This is a genomic window from Arthrobacter sp. KUASC02 (genome assembly GCF_059739395.1).
Window position 1 is genome coordinate 2,709,204 of the sequence record NZ_AP046053.1, and the last position, 13,282, is coordinate 2,722,485.

Annotated in this window: 12 protein-coding genes; all 12 read right to left on the minus strand. The window is 65.0% G+C overall.

Features of this window, described 5'->3' with window-relative positions; translation table 11 throughout:
• Positions 1-2: 2 nt before the first annotated feature.
• The 12 genes from AC6JAC_RS12575 to AC6JAC_RS12630 all read right to left on the minus strand — a co-directional run bounded on the left by AC6JAC_RS12575 (position 3) and on the right by AC6JAC_RS12630 (position 13,275).
• Entirely contained in the window at positions 3-1,028 is a 1,026-nt protein-coding gene (locus AC6JAC_RS12575) for a Gfo/Idh/MocA family protein (protein ID WP_028272712.1), read from the minus strand.
• On the minus strand, positions 1,025-1,912 hold the full coding sequence (locus AC6JAC_RS12580; RefSeq protein WP_497964912.1) for a sugar phosphate isomerase/epimerase family protein: 888 nt from the start codon (positions 1,910-1,912) through the stop codon (positions 1,025-1,027). The genes AC6JAC_RS12575 and AC6JAC_RS12580 overlap by 4 nt, the downstream gene beginning before the upstream one ends.
• Positions 1,909-2,694: an SDR family oxidoreductase gene (locus AC6JAC_RS12585; protein ID WP_454698501.1), complete on the minus strand. Its 786-nt coding sequence runs from the start codon at positions 2,692-2,694 to the stop codon at positions 1,909-1,911. The genes AC6JAC_RS12580 and AC6JAC_RS12585 overlap by 4 nt, the downstream gene beginning before the upstream one ends.
• A gap of 3 nt (positions 2,695-2,697) precedes the next feature.
• Positions 2,698-3,711: an inositol 2-dehydrogenase gene (gene iolG, locus AC6JAC_RS12590; protein WP_497964914.1), complete on the minus strand. Its 1,014-nt coding sequence runs from the start codon at positions 3,709-3,711 to the stop codon at positions 2,698-2,700.
• An 86-nt stretch (positions 3,712-3,797) separates the two neighbouring features.
• Positions 3,798-4,730, minus strand: coding sequence for a hydroxyacid dehydrogenase (locus tag AC6JAC_RS12595; protein ID WP_028272708.1), 933 nt, complete (start codon positions 4,728-4,730; stop codon positions 3,798-3,800).
• An 80-nt stretch (positions 4,731-4,810) separates the two neighbouring features.
• On the minus strand, positions 4,811-5,797 hold the full coding sequence (locus AC6JAC_RS12600) for a LacI family DNA-binding transcriptional regulator (protein WP_347899746.1): 987 nt from the start codon (positions 5,795-5,797) through the stop codon (positions 4,811-4,813).
• A gap of 41 nt (positions 5,798-5,838) precedes the next feature.
• The gene (locus AC6JAC_RS12605) at positions 5,839-7,050 is read right to left on the minus strand and encodes a Gfo/Idh/MocA family protein (RefSeq protein ID WP_028272707.1); all 1,212 of its coding nucleotides are present in this window, start codon (positions 7,048-7,050) and stop codon (positions 5,839-5,841) included.
• Between the two features lie 26 nt (positions 7,051-7,076).
• Complete coding sequence (locus tag AC6JAC_RS12610; protein ID WP_028272706.1) at positions 7,077-7,850, minus strand: HpcH/HpaI aldolase family protein; 774 nt, start codon at positions 7,848-7,850, stop codon at positions 7,077-7,079.
• Entirely contained in the window at positions 7,847-9,796 is a 1,950-nt protein-coding gene (gene iolD, locus AC6JAC_RS12615) for a 3D-(3,5/4)-trihydroxycyclohexane-1,2-dione acylhydrolase (decyclizing) (protein ID WP_028272705.1), read from the minus strand. Before iolD ends, AC6JAC_RS12610 begins: the two co-directional genes overlap by 4 nt.
• A 24-nt stretch (positions 9,797-9,820) precedes the next feature.
• Complete coding sequence (locus AC6JAC_RS12620; RefSeq protein WP_028272704.1) at positions 9,821-11,251, minus strand: aldehyde dehydrogenase family protein; 1,431 nt, start codon at positions 11,249-11,251, stop codon at positions 9,821-9,823.
• Between the two features lie 31 nt (positions 11,252-11,282).
• Positions 11,283-12,209, minus strand: a complete 927-nt coding sequence (locus AC6JAC_RS12625) for an ATP-binding cassette domain-containing protein (protein ID WP_454698498.1) — start codon at positions 12,207-12,209, stop codon at positions 11,283-11,285.
• Positions 12,210-12,225: 16 nt separating this feature from the next.
• A complete protein-coding gene (locus AC6JAC_RS12630) occupies positions 12,226-13,275 on the minus strand; it encodes an ABC transporter permease (protein ID WP_497964918.1) in 1,050 nt (349 codons plus the stop codon).
• Between the last annotated feature and the right edge of the window lie 7 nt (positions 13,276-13,282).

Here is a 13,282-nt window from a genome sequence, read left to right on the forward strand (position 1 = left end):
TGCTATTGCTCCTGAAGTAAGTGGTGTTCCACGGCATGTACCGGTTCGACGTTCCGTGGGAGTCCTGCGGCAAGGGATTCATGGATGGCGAGCCGGACGGCCAGATTTTGTTCGGTCAGTTCCCGGTGAATGACCTCGTGCCCGGAGCTGCGCGCCCACGTGCTGAACCGTTCGATTTCGACTTTGAACTGGTCTTCGTTGATATCGAAGACCTCGCTGCTGCCGTCCCGAAGCGAAACCGTCACCCGTGCAGGGTCTCCGGGCATCGGGTCGAACGCCTGGTCGAGCGTGATCTGCCCCTTGGTGCCGATGACCTGGAACGTGTTGGTGCGGGGTCCTTCGAAGCCGCAGTCCAAGGTTCCAATGACGCCGTCGTAGTCCAGGATCGCGGCGACGGTGGTCTCAACAGGATCCGCCGGGCTGGTTCCTTTGGCGTAAACGCTCACCGGCGCCCGCCCCATGACCATGTTCATGATGTCGATGGCATAGCAGCCCACATCATTGACGGCACCGCCTTCAAGACCCGCCTGAAGGCGCACCTCTCCCGGGGCGCGGTTCATCACAAAGTGGAAACGCGCGTGCATCGAGACAACGTCACCGATTCGGCCCGCATCGATAAACTCCCGGACTTTCTGGTGCTGCGGATGGAAACGGTACATGAACGCTTCCATCAGGTTCACCTCGTTGTGGCTGCAGGCCTCGACGACGCGGGCGTAATCTTCAAGGCTGCAAACCAGTGGCTTCTCACACAGGATGTCCTTGCCCGCCTCGGCTGCTGCAATGATCCATTCAGCGTGCAAACCGTTCGGAAAGGGAAGGTAGACGGCCTCGATTGCCGGATCAGACAGCAGGTCTTCGTGTGATGCGTACACGGCCGGGATGCCAAACCGGGCAGCGACCTCGCCGGCGCGGCCGTTCGGGCTGCTGATCGCTGCGACGGTCGCGTTTCGGGCCTTCTGCATTGCCGGTAGGAACCGGTCCTGGGCTATCCGGGCAGTGGTGAGAACGCCCCATCGCACCGCGCTCATGTGGTGAGCCCGGCTTCCAACGTCCGGAGGAACGCCACGGACTGCCGGACATCCCGGACGGGCCCTTCGCCCTCGGGTGCCGCCTCCAGGATGGTGTCCTGTTCCATCGTGAACCACCCCCCATACCCAGCCTCGAGGAGGTGCAGGACGATGTCGGAGATCCGGGCGTCTCCCTGCCCAAGCGGGACGTACATCCCGGTCTTGACGCCGTCCGTGTAGGAGATTTCACCCTTCTGCACCCGCTCGGCGACGGCCTTGCGTACGTCTTTGAGGTGGGTGTGTCCGATGCGTGAGGCATAGTCCCGGACGAGCTGCCCGGGGTCCGTCCCGCCAATGAGGAGGTGTCCGGTGTCAAGGCACAGGTTCGCCCCCGTGTCGTTCAGGACGCGGTTGACGTCCGACGTCGTTTCGATCATGGTGCCCACGTGGGGGTGCACTACTGCCTGGATGCCCTGATCGGCGGCGGCCTTGACGATGGTGTCAAGGTTCCGTCCGAACAGGTGCCAGCCAGCGGCGTCGAGCTCGTGGCGCTGGTCATAGCCGGCGACGCCGGTCTCCGCGGCCAAAACCATGATGCTGGCTCCTGCTGCCTGGTAGGCATCCAGTTCGGCCGACACCGCCTTCAGCGGGTCCTTGGCGGCGTCGTGCAGGATGATCGGGAAGAATCCTCCGATGGCCTGCAGGTTGTGCCGCCGAAGGACCTCGGCGCGAGCGGCTGCTTCCTCCGGCAGGAAACCTGCCGGGCCGAATTCCGTCGCGGTGATGCCAAGGGCGGTCATTTCGGACAGGACCCGGTCTGCCTCCAGTTGGTGCCCCCACCCGGGGACTTCGCACACACCCCAGGAGATGGGGGCGGCGGCGAGGCGGCTGGTGATGATGCTCAATCTGATCCTCCAAGTACGTTCTGATCCCAGTCAATGACCGAGCCCGTGACCACTCCGCTCCTGCTGGAGAGGAGAAAAACTGCAAATTCGGCGATCTCGTCCACTTGTCCGAGCTTGCCCATCGGCACCGAGGCGTTGGCCTTTTCCAGCCAGTCGTCCCCTGCGCCGTGGAATTTCCGCTGGGTCTCCTCCTCGCCGTCGGTGGCTGTCCAGCCGATGTCCAGGCCGTTGATCCTGATCTTGTCCCAGCGGTGCGCGTGGGCGGCGTTCCGGGTGGCGCCTGCCAGGCCGGCTTTCGCCGCCACGTAGGGCGCCAGGTAGGGCTGGCCGCCGAGTTCGGCGATGGAGATGATGTTCAGGATGCTGCCGGAAGCTCCGCGCTCCCGGAGGTGCTTGATCGTTTCCGCCATGATGAAGAACGGCGACTTCAGGTTGATTGCGATGTGCGCATCAAAGAGTTCCGGGGTTGTATCGAGCATGGTTCCGCGGGTGGTGAGGCCGGCCGCGTTGACGACGCAGTCGAGGCGTCCGAAGGTGCTGATGGTTTCCAGCACCGAGTGGCGTGCCTGCTCGACGTCGGCCAGGTCGGTCTTGATGAAGCGGGCTGCGACGCCCGACTGCTCAAGCTCGGCGGCCAGTTGTTCACCGGAACCGGCGTTCCGGCCGGTCACGGCCACTCCGGCCGCGCCTTCGGCTGCCGCCCGGCGGGCAATGCCGGCCCCGAGGCCCTGGGTGCCGCCGCTGACAAGGACCACCTTGTCCGCGAGGAGGGGGCTGTTCATTCGCTACTCCTTCCCGATGGTGACCACGCGGCCGGACCTGGCGGACTCCTCTGCGGCGTTGGCCAGTACCAGGGCCATCACGCCGTCGTCGAAACCGGGGCTGCAGATGGTTCCTCCGCGGATTGCCCGGACAAAACTGTCAAGCTCATTGCGGTAGGCCTGGCCGTAGCGTTCCAGGAAGAACGGCAGGTAGGCGTCGGACTCTTCGGTGCCCGCGGCGCTGTACTTGCGCACGGTGGTGGGGGCCATGTTGCCGGCCGTCAGGAGTCCCTCGCTGCCGAAAGCTTCCAGCCGCTGGTCATGGCCGTAGGCGCTGTGGCGGGAATTGATGATCGTGATCTGCTCACCGCCGCGTCCCCGCAGGTTGATGACCACCGAGTCGAAGTCACCGGTCTCTTCGATGTAGTCGCAGAACAGGTTGGAACCGGTGGCGGAGACTTCGATGATGTCCGGAACGAAGAAACGGGCCATGTCCAGGTCGTGGATGCTCTGGTCACGGAAGATTCCGCCGGAGGTCTCGATGTACGCCTTGGGCGCGGGGGCCGGGTCCCGGCTGATGATGGTCAGCTGTTCCAGGCGGCCGATTTCGCCGGCCTCAACCCGTGAGCGGAGAGACGCGAAATTCGGGTCGAAGCGGCGATTGAAGCCGAGCATCAGCGGGCTGCTCGTGCCGCGGATCTGGTCCCGGCACTCACGGACACGGTTGATGTCGAGATCGATGGGCTTTTCGCAGAGGGCCGCCACGCCGGCGGCCGCGGCCCGGGAGATCAGGTCAACATGGGTGCTCGTCGGTGACCCGATGATGATGGCATCCAGGTCAGGGTTCGCGAAAACCTCATCAGCTGTTTCGACCGCCTGCGCCCCGGTGGCGGCGGCCAGGTCCTGGGCGCCCTTGATGAACGGATCGGCGATCCAGGCCAGTTCCAGGTCAGGGTGGTCTGCAATGTTCCTGGCGTGGACGTGGCCGATTCGGCCGGATCCGAAGAGTGCAACCTTGAGTGGTCGGTTAGCGGACATGCGTGCTGGTCCTTTCGTATTTTCCGCGGGCGGATGATTCGCCTGCGGCTGGTTGCGGCTGATTGATGGTGAGGGAGGCGGCGCCGTCATGGCCGGGCCACCGCTGCCGGGGGCCTGCCCGCCAGGACGTCCACGGCGCCCCGGGCAGCGTCGCGGACTGTGTGAACCATGCCCTGCCGGGTAAAACCCATGAGATGGGGCGTCAGGACCACGTTCTCGTGATCAAAGACGGGGTGGTGGGCCGGGGGTTCAGGATCGTAGACGTCCAAGCCGATGCCGGCCAGCTGCCCTGAGAGAAGTGCGTCATGAGCTGCGTCCAGGTCGACGAGCCCGCCCCTGCTGCAGTTGATAAGGATGGCCCCTGCGGGCATCAAAGCGAGTCGTTCGGCATTGATGATGTTCTGGTTTTCCGGGGTCAACGGCACGTGCAGGGTGACGAAATCGCTCCGGCCCAGCAATTCCTCCACCGATTCGCAGCGGATTCCGGCCGGGACGTCGGCGAACGGATCAAAGGCGAGGACGTTGAGGTCAAAGGCCTCGGCGATTCGGGCGACGCGCCGCCCGATGCGGCCGTATCCGATGATGCCCAGGGTGAAGCCCTCCAAATCGCCGACGGCCACGGTGGACCTTTCCTCCCAGCGGCCGCTTCGGACAAGCGACGTTAGCGCCGACAGCTTCTTTACAAGGGCCAGGAGGTGGGAGAAGACACCTTCCGCGACGGACGCTGTGTTGCTTCCGGGCGTGATGACTACGGGGATGCCGCGGCGGGTTGCCTCCGCGACATCGACGAGGTCGGTGCCGACCCCGGTCCGGGCGATGACCTTCAGGGCGGGCATGCGGTCCAGGAGCGCGCGGTCCACGTGGTAGGCGGCACGGACGATGGCGGCATCTGCACGCGCCAGGTCCTCCTCCGTGGGGTTGTGGATCATTTGTTGGTGCGGAGCCAGTAACGGTTCGACCAGTCCGGCTTCTACGTTGCCGAGAGCTACAACTATTTGGGGTGTGGTTATGGAAGCCATCGTCATCCTTGAAGATGTGAAGGTGCACGCCCGCCAGGGCATGGGAGGCCCGCGGGGTGACGAAATGGGTGTGAAGTGGTTTAGATGCCGAGGAGGCTGGACTTGCGTATGACCAAGTGGGGGACGATCGGCTGGTGGACGAAGCCGCCGCCAAAGTCATGGTCCTGTATGCGCTGAAGGAGCGTTTTCGCGCCGGCGACGCCGATGCCGGAGCTGTCCGGGTCGACGGTGGTCAACCCGAGGCGGGGCATGGCACCCAACGCGATGTTGTCGTATCCGGTGATGGCAACTTCGACGCCCCGTTCATCGGCAGCCGTCATGGCACCGAAAGCGGCGAGGTCGTTGATGCAGGCCAGCGCTGTGGGGCGCTGGTGCCTGGAACGGGACGAGCTGAGGGCCCTTTGGGCGGCGACGTATCCGGACTCCTGGAAGAAGTCGGCGTCGACGACGTGGATGTGGCGGGCAAGCCCGTGTTCTTCCATGGCGGCGGAGTAACCGTCCACGCGTGCCCGGCCCACGGAGCCGCCCAGCCCGCCAAGGTGCACGATGTTCTCGTGTCCCTGGGCGATCAGGTGCTCGACCACCAGAGTCATGCCGAGGGCGTCGTCGCTGCGGACCACATCTGCGGTGTCGATGTAGTCCGGGCCGCCGCCGGCAAAGACCACCGCTCCCCCGGAAACCGCCCGGTTGAACGGTGCCTTGTCCGGCACCGTTCCGACCACGAGCAGGCCAGCGACACGCAGGTCCCGAAACGCCTGGAGGATGGACTGGTCCACTCCCCTGCCGGCCGCCGTGACCGCACTGAAGAGGACGGTGTGTCCGGCTTCTTCCAGCACGGTCCGGGCTGCGTCGGCTACGTCGAAAGCCCAGGGGTTGTGCATGTCGCTGACCAGCACGCCGATGGTTCCGCTGTCCCGTGTTGCCAGCGACCGGGCTGCGAGGTTCAGCTCAAAGCCCATCTCTTCGACAACCTTGAGCACCCGTTGGCGGCGTTCGTCACTGACGCGTGGTGAGTCGCGCAGGACGAGTGAGACCAAGGATTTGGATACGCCGGCGCGTTCGGCCACGTCCTTGATCGTTGGCCGCCGAGCGGATGCAGTCGCCATCGCTACACCCGCGCTGCCGTGGTGCCGTGGATTTCCTCGATCTTCTGCCATTGACCGGAGATGGAGGATGCTTCGGCCGCGCTGACGATTGCGGCCGCGGACGCGGCGTCGTGGATATTGGAGTTTTCCTGGGCCCCACCCGCGACGGCCACAAGGAACTTTTTCGCTTCGATGACCTTGAGGTCGTCAAAGCCCATGCTGTTGCCGGGGCCGGGCTGGAAGTGGGCGTAGTCGCCGTAGCGCGGGCTGGCGTTGACTGTGGTGTAGCCCTGTTCCTGGTTGCTGCGCCCCAGGCACACCTTGAGCTCGTTCATGCGCTCAAAGTCCCATTTGAGGGAACCTTCGGTTCCGTAGACTTCGATCTGGTAGCCGCATTCGGGGCCGACGGCGACGCGGGACGACTCGATGGTGCCGACGGCTCCTGCACCGCGGGCGGACGGGCCGAAGCGGACCAGCGCTGCTGCGTAGTCCTCATTTTCGACCTCTCCCATTTCACCGTTTTCGATTACTGCGAAGTGCGTTGCGGAACCCATGGCGAGCTTTGGCCGCTGCGTGTAGACCGTGCTGGTGAGCGCAGTGACCTCAGCGATGGGTCCGACTACATATTGGCACAGGTCGGTGGCGTGGCTGAACAGGTCGGCCAACACGCCGGTGCCGGCGAGTTTCCGGTCGAAGCGCCAGGACAGGGCACCGTTGGGCTCGGAGGCGTATCCGGAGAAGAACACCGTCCGGACGTTGGTCACCCGCCCGAGGCGTCCGGCGGCGATGAGTTCCCGTGCGTGTTCCACCGCGGGGGCGTGCCGGTAGTTGTAGCCGATCGTGGTCAGTACGCCTGCTTCCACGGCAGCTTCCTGTACGGCGGCTGTTTCCTGGTAGCCGCGTCCGACCGGCTTTTCGATCCAGAAGTGCTTTCCTGCCTGGGCGGCTGCGATGCCGATCTCGGCATGGAGGAAGTTGGGCGCGCAGATGGAGACGACGTCCACGTCGGGGTGGTTGAGAACATCGTGGTAGTTGGCGGTGCCCTCGGCGTACCCGAGGACATCGCGGGCGAATTCGACCCGGCTGGGCTCAGTGTCGGCGGCGATGACGAGCTTTGTCTTGAGGCCGAGCTCGGGGTAGACGTACGGTACGGCCTGGTAGGCGCGCGAGTGGAGCTTGCCCATCCATCCGACGCTGATGAGGCCGACGCCGATGGTGCGAGATTCTAGGGTCACGTTGTTGCCTTTCGTTGAGGTGTTGGTCAGTTGCGGGCGGTGTCGAAGGCGTCACGGAACGCCGCCGCCATGATGGTTGAGTCGGAGCCGATGGCGACGAACCGGAAGCCCTGGCGGACGTACTTGGCGGCTCCCACACCGTCCACCGCCAGGATCCCCGCCGCCTTGTTGTGCAGTTGAGCCGCGGAGACGACGCGCTGCAGGGCTTCCTGGAAGACGTTGCTGTCCAGCTGCAGCGGGACACCGAGTGCGTAGGAGAGGTCCAGGGGTCCGACGAAGACGACGTCGACTCCCTCCTGGACGGCGATGTCTTCGACGGAGTCCAGCGCCTCTAGCGTTTCGATCTGGATGATGCCGAGGGTTTCCTGGTCCGGTGTGGTGAGCGTCCGGCGGTCCATGCCCCAGCGGCAGGCCCGGTTGTAGGTGGCCACGCCGCGGTCCCCGCGGGGCGGATACAGCATGTGCCGCACCGATTCCGCGGCCTGGCCGACGGTGGCCAGCCGTGGAACCATAATCCCGGCCGCGCCCTGGTCAAGGACACGCCCGATCCGGATGCGGTCGCCGGATTCAACCCGCACGATGGTGGGGACGCCGTAGCTTCCGGCCGCAACAACGCCGTCCCTGACCGCGTCTTCGCCGCCGGAGCCGTGTTCAAGGTCGATCAGCACCCAGTCCGCACCGGCAGCTGCGCATACTTCTGCGGCGGTGGCCGATGACATTCCCACGAAGGTTCCGACGGTAACTTCGCCTTCGGCGAGGCGCCGGCGCAGGTGCCCTGCGTTCAGTGGTCCGTTGCTCATCCGAACCACCGCTGGCGGCCGCGTGCCTGCTCGTAGTCGGCACGGAGGGTGTTGACCCATTCCTGGTCGGATACCTCTGCCGGGGCTACGTCCCACCAGACATCGCCGCCGGGCAGGTCGACGTGGGGAACTGTTGGCACCACAATGACCACCGGTCCCTGGGTGTCGCGGGTGGAGCTCAGCGCCTCGCGCACCTCCGCTGCGGTTGTGGCGCGGATGGCCAGGGCGCCCAGGCCCTCGGCGATCTGGCGGAGGTCGACTTTGAGGTAGTCCCCGTCGAGCCGGGCCTTCGGGGCGTCCTCTGCGGCTACGCTGCCACCGGTGGTGCGGTAGCGGAATTCGTTGCCGAATTCCTTTCCGGTGCGGTTCATCTGCAGCCGGTGGATGACCTGGTATCCATGGTTTTCGGAGACGATGACCGTGACGTTCAGGCCTTCCTGGGCTGCGGTGAGGATTTCGGTGGGCGCCATCAGGAAGGTGCCGTCGCCGATGAAGGTCACCACGCGGTTCTCGTTGTTGCCCTCGGCAAGCCGGACGCCCATGCCGGCGGCGATTTCGTAGCCCATGCAGGAGAACCCGAATTCCAGGTGGCAGTTGCGGTTGCCCGTGGCGTCCCATACCTTCTGCAGGTCACCCGGAGGCCCTCCCGCGGCGGCGATGACTGTGTCGCCGGAGCGTGCATGCTCCTGCATGATTCCGATCAACTGCGGCTGGGTCAGGACCGCGCCGGTAACCGGCGCGTCCGGGTGGTCCTCCGGACGGAAGGGGGTGTCGGCGTCGAGCCATGTGGACCGGATGGGTGCCCACTTAGCCTTTTCGGTGTGAACCGTTTCCTGCCAGGCTTCCGTGGTGCTGTGGCCCTCCAGTGCCTGGGTCAGCGATTCCAGGCCGAGCCTGGCGTCGGCGAGGATGCCGGTGGCGCCTTGCTTGCGGGTATCGGCGTCCACAATGTTCAAGGATGCGAAGCGGACGTCCGCGTTCTCGAAGATCGACTGCGAACCGGTGGCGAAGTCCGTGAGCCGGGTCCCGACGCTCAGGACCAGGTCGGCCTGCTTGACGAGGGTGTTGGAGGCGAAGTTGCCCTCCAGGCCCACGCCGCCCACCTGCCACCATTCGTCCTTAGTCACGGCGCCCTTGCCTCCGAAAGTCTCCACGACCGGAATTCCGATGTGTCCTGCCAGCGCCTCCAGTGCAGCGTGTGCGTCCGAGTAATGGATGCCGCCGCCGGCGATGATCACCGGACGCTCAGCCACCCGGATGAGTTCGGCCACTTCCGCGATTTCCGCCGGGTCAGGCAGCGGACGCCGGATCTTCCAGTCCCGGGGCGCAAAGAATTCAGCGGGGAAATCGTAGGCGTGGGACTGCACGTCCTGGGGCAGGGAAAGGACGACGGCGCCCGTGTCGGTGGGGCTGGTCAGGACGCGCATCGCTTGGGGCAGCGCGGTCAGGAGCTGCTCCGGACGGGTGATGCGGTCAAAGAAACGGGAGACCGGGCGGAAGGCGTCGTTGACGGTGGCGTCCGCTTCGGTGGGGTGCTCGAGCTGCTGCAGGACCGGACCCTGGTGGCGGGTGGCGTAAGTATCACCCGGCAGCAGCAGGAGTGGAAGCCTGTTGACGGTTGCCAGCCCGGCCGCGGTGACCAGGTTCAGGGCACCGGGCCCGATCGAAGCTGTCACGGCCAGAACGGCTTGCCGCCGGCTCGCCTTCGCGTACGCCGTCGAAATGTGTGCCATGTACTGTTCGTGGCGGCCCTGGATGAACGGCATGTCATCGGCGAATTCGTCAAAGGCCTGGCCCAGGCCGGCCACGTTGCCGTGCCCGAAGATTCCCAAGGCTGCGGGCACGAGGCGGCGGCGGACACCATCGGTAATGGAGTGTTGGACGGACAGGTATTTGACGACCGCCTGGGCGGTGGTCAGTCGGATGGTCTGCGAGTTAGTGGTCATTGCCTTATCCAGAAGTCGGTGGGGTTACCAGGGGCGTCCGTGGAGAATGACCGTTTTCTCTTCGGTCATTTCCTGCACGGCGGAGCGGACGCCTTCCTTGCCGATGCCGCTGCCCTTGAGTCCTCCGTAGGGCATGAGGTCGGCACGCCACAGGGGCGTCCAGTTGATGTGAATGTTTCCAGCATCGATCTGCCGCATGGCCCGGACAGTTCCGGCGATATCGCTGGTGAAGATCCCGGCGCCGAGACCGTAGTCGTTGTCATTGGCCAAGGCGATGGCGGATTCGATGTCCTGTGCGGAGGTAACGGCGACCGCCGGGCCGAAGAGTTCGTTCCGGCTCAGGTTCGACCCCGGGTCGACTCCGGCAACGACGGCGGGAGTCACCACCGCGCCGTCACGGTCACCGCCGGTGAGGACCCGGGCACCTGAATGGCGGGCCTCCGCAATCGATGCGTGCACGCGCGAGGCTTCCTCCTCGGAGATCAGCGATCCGAGCCGAGTGTCGTCTTCCTTAGGATTGCCGACGGTGATCGCCTCGACCTTCGGGACCAGAGCATCCAGGAAGTCAGCTTCGACGCGGCGGTCGACGATGACGCGCTGCACGGAGATGCAGACCTGGCCGGCGTTGATGAAACCGCCCGCCGCCACGGCAGTGGCGGCAAGTTCAATGTCCGCGTCCGGGAGGATGATGACGGGGCATGAGGCTCCCAGTTCCAAGGACAGCTTCTTCACGCCGGCGATCGAGCTGATGCGGGTTCCTGTGGCGGTGGAACCGGTGAAGGAGACTTTCCGTACCCGTGGATCCGTGACCAGGACGTCGCCGAGGGTGCTGCCGGGACCGGTGAGGACGGACAGCGCTTCGGGCGGGAGACCGGCGTCGACGAAACACTGGGCAAGCTTCAAGGCCGTGAGAGGCGTTGCGCGGGCCGGCTTGAGCACCACGGCATTGCCGGCAGCCAGCGCCGGGGCGATCTTGTGCAGCACCAGCAGGGCAGGGTAGTTGAACGGCGTGATGGCGACGACGATGCCCACAGGCTGCCGGAGCGTAAAGCCGATCTTCTCCAGCCCGGTGCCGGCGTTGGCATCCAGGGGAAGGGTGGAGCCGTACAGCTGGCTCCCTTCGTAGGCAGCAAGCCGGATGATGTTCCCGGACCTGCCGGCTTCACCGCGTGCCTCCGTGATGGGCTTCCCGGTTTCCGCGCTGATGGTCTGGGCGATGTCCTCGGCGCGTTCGTCGGCCAGGGCAGCTGCCCGGAGAAGGATGTCCACCCTCTCGTGTGCGGGAGTGGACCGCTGCAAATGCGCACCGATCTCTGCTTGGTCCAGGGCGGCCTGAGCGTCGTTGATTGTAGCCACGGGGACCGTATCGATGACCCGGCCGTCAAAAGGTGAGCGGACTTCCTCGGTCCTGCCGTCGGCAGCACCGCGCCATGTTCCGGCAATTAGCATGTGCATGGTTGCTCCATCTGGTTGTGAACGTTTGCGCTCAGTGGCGCCTGGAGGTGCTTTCGTACGCCGCGTCAGCAACGTCGGCTACTTCGGCCTGGACTTCCTTCACGACGTCGCTGTGGCCGCCGAGTTGTTCGAGTTCGTGGGCGAGTTCGGCCAGTTCCGCGCCGCCGGCCATCTGCGCGGTGAGCTCGTCGAGGGTGATGTCCTTCTTGTCGTAGTAGCCGATGGACTTGCCGCGTTTGAGGAGCAGGAACCGGTCACCGACGGGAAAGGCGTGGTGCGGGTTGTGGGTGATGAAGATGACGCCCAGGCCGCGGTCGCGGGCCTGCAGGATGTAGCGCAGCACCACGCCGGACTGCTTCACGCCCAGGGCCGCGGTGGGTTCGTCCAGGATCAGGACCTTCGCGCCGAAGTACACGGCGCGGGCGATCGCGACGCACTGGCGTTCACCGCCGGAGAGCTGGCCGATGGGCTGCTCCACGTCCCGGAGGTCGATGCCCATCTCGGCCAGTTCATGCTTGGTGATGTCCTTCATCTGCTGCACATCCAGGCTCTTGAACGGCCCGAACCCGGAGGTCAGTTCGGAGCCGAGGAAGAAGTTCCGCCAGATCGGCATCAACGGGACGACGGCGAGGTCCTGGTACACGGTGGCGATGCCGACATCGAGCGCGTCACGCGGGGAGGTGAATTTCCGGTCCTCCCCCATGACCTTCAGGACGCCGTGGTCGTGCTGGTGCAGGCCGGCGATGATCTTGATCAGGGTGGACTTGCCGGCGCCGTTGTCGCCCAGGACGCAGGTGACGCGGCCGTTGTCCACGGCCATGGTCACATCGCTGAGCGCGACGATGTTGCCGTAGTTCTTCCCGACCTTTTCCAGGGCGAGCAGGTGCACCGGGGTGTGGGTCAGCGGGTCCGTTTCGTTCTGCAGCAGGGTCTGCTGGTCGATCTCTTTGGCATTCATGTTCTCGGAGGCCCCTTTACTTCAGTTCCGCGCGGCGCTTGACGATGAGATTGACGATGGTGGCCAGCAGCAGCATCAGGCCCAGGAAGAACTTGAACCAGTCCGGGTTCCACTGCGCGTACACGATGCCTTTGTTGGCCATGCCGAAGATGAACGCGCCGATCGCGCCGCCCACCGCCGAGCCGTAGCCGCCGGTCAGCAGGCAGCCGCCGATCACCGCGGCGATGATGTAGAGGAACTCGTTGCCCACACCCTCACCGGACTGCACGGCGTCGAACGCGAAGAGGTTGTGCATGCCCAGGACCCAGCCGCAGAAACCGACCGCCATGAACAAACCGATCTTCGTGGCTTTGACCGGAACACCCACGGCGCGGGCGGCGTTGGCGTCGCCGCCGGCGGCGAAGATCCAGTTGCCCACCTTGGTGCGCAGCAGCACCCAGGACGCCACGGCCACCAGGACGATCCAGAAGAACACGGTGATCTTCACTTCAACACCGGCAATGTTCACCGACGAAGCGAAGACCGCCCGGGCCGAGGCAAAGCCATCCATCTGCGCGATCGACGGGGACGATACACCGTTGGAGATCATGCGGGTCAGGGCCAGGTTCAGGCCGGTCAGCATCAGGAACGTGGCCAGCGTGACGATAAAGCTGGGCAGCTTGGTCTTCACCAGGATCCAGCCGTTGATGAAACCGATGGTGAGTGACACCGCCAGGGCCAGGAACACACCCACCCAGACATTCACGCTGAAGAACCAGCTGAACATCGACGCCGTCAGGGCGGACGAAATGACGGCCACGCCGGTGGAGAGGTCAAACTCGCCGCCGATCATCAGCAGTGACACGCCCACCGCCATGATCCCGATCGTGGAGCTGCCATACAGGACAGTGGCAAAAGCGTTCGGCTGGATAAACGTGGTAGATACGAGGGAGAAGAAAACGAACAGGACAACGGCACCCACCAGGGCGCCGACTTCCGGGCGGCCCAGCAGATTTTGAAGAGGGCTGCGGCGCCCTATGCGCTCATCTGCGGCCAGCGGTGCCGGCTTGGCTAACGTCTGTGTCATGGAAAAA

What these genes read in the sequence shown, in the direction of transcription:
- AC6JAC_RS12620 (WP_028272704.1), bottom strand. Translation starts at nt 11,251, where the DNA reads ATGCACATGCTAATTGCCGGAACATGGCGCGGTGCTGCCGACGGCAGG.
- AC6JAC_RS12595 (WP_028272708.1), bottom strand. Translation starts at nt 4,730, where the DNA reads ATGGCTTCCATAACCACACCCCAAATAGTTGTAGCTCTCGGCAACGTA.
- AC6JAC_RS12630 (WP_497964918.1), bottom strand. Translation starts at nt 13,275, where the DNA reads ATGACACAGACGTTAGCCAAGCCGGCACCGCTGGCCGCAGATGAGCGC.
- AC6JAC_RS12585 (WP_454698501.1), bottom strand. Translation starts at nt 2,694, where the DNA reads ATGAACAGCCCCCTCCTCGCGGACAAGGTGGTCCTTGTCAGCGGCGGC.
- AC6JAC_RS12625 (WP_454698498.1), bottom strand. Translation starts at nt 12,209, where the DNA reads ATGAATGCCAAAGAGATCGACCAGCAGACCCTGCTGCAGAACGAAACG.
- AC6JAC_RS12575 (WP_028272712.1), bottom strand. Translation starts at nt 1,028, where the DNA reads ATGAGCGCGGTGCGATGGGGCGTTCTCACCACTGCCCGGATAGCCCAG.
- iolG (WP_497964914.1), bottom strand. Translation starts at nt 3,711, where the DNA reads ATGTCCGCTAACCGACCACTCAAGGTTGCACTCTTCGGATCCGGCCGA.
- iolD (WP_028272705.1), bottom strand. Translation starts at nt 9,796, where the DNA reads ATGACCACTAACTCGCAGACCATCCGACTGACCACCGCCCAGGCGGTC.
- AC6JAC_RS12610 (WP_028272706.1), bottom strand. Translation starts at nt 7,850, where the DNA reads ATGAGCAACGGACCACTGAACGCAGGGCACCTGCGCCGGCGCCTCGCC.